Raw genomic sequence first — 724 nt, 5'->3', positions numbered from 1 at the left:
GAACTTGTGCGTTTGAGTACGCCAGAGCTAAGCACTAAAGAGCGTTTTTGGCGTACACAATTCACTTTGGGCTCGATCGCATTTACGATGTCGAGCATTCAGCCATTAACTGAAATTCTAGAAAATAGTAAAGACGCGAAGGCTAATCCTGAGGAAATCGTTGATCTAATTGTTCCATATATGTTGGCGGGGATAACCGCTCCAGCAATGGACGTTAATTAACTCGATTAGATCTTGTTGTATTGCTAATCTTTTTTCGACTTTAAGAGGTTAGCTAAATGATTCAACGCATTCTCATATTTCTATCCAAGCAAGAACTTCATAGTTTTGACTTAGACGGAAACCGCACAGTTTATCCAGTCTCTACTGCGAAGAATGGCAGCGGTCAACTTGAAGGTTCTTTTTGTACCCCGCTCGGATATCACATTGTTAAGCACAAAATCGGTCACCAGCTTTCCCGCGATACGGTGTTTGAGGCGCGAACCCCACAAATAAAGTCATTTACTGAAGCTCGATATCTAGCTGAACCTGATGAAGACTGGATATTGTCACGCATACTATGGTTGAGCGGCTGCGAGCCAGGCTTCAACCGTCTAGGAGAGGTTGATAGCAAGAATCGTTATATTTATATCCACGGTACTCCTGATCAAGAGCCAATTGATCGGCCGTTGTCACATGGGTGCATTCGGATGCGTTGTGATGATGTAATTACATTGTTTGATCA

Annotated in this window: 1 protein-coding gene and 1 pseudogene; both read left to right on the top strand. The window is 43.1% G+C overall.

What is annotated here, in order from left to right; translation table 11 throughout:
* Window positions 1-222, top strand: a pseudogene (locus A3762_RS27920) (TetR/AcrR family transcriptional regulator); the annotation flags it as partial.
* 56 nt (window positions 223-278) lie between these two features.
* A partial coding sequence (locus A3762_RS21790) for a L,D-transpeptidase (protein ID WP_068757605.1) occupies window positions 279-724 on the top strand: 446 nt, incomplete at its 3' end.

Source organism: Oleiphilus sp. HI0125 (genome assembly GCF_001635355.1).
The sequence above is the reverse complement of the archived record's forward strand: the minus strand, read 5'-3'. Positions and strand labels throughout refer to the sequence as shown.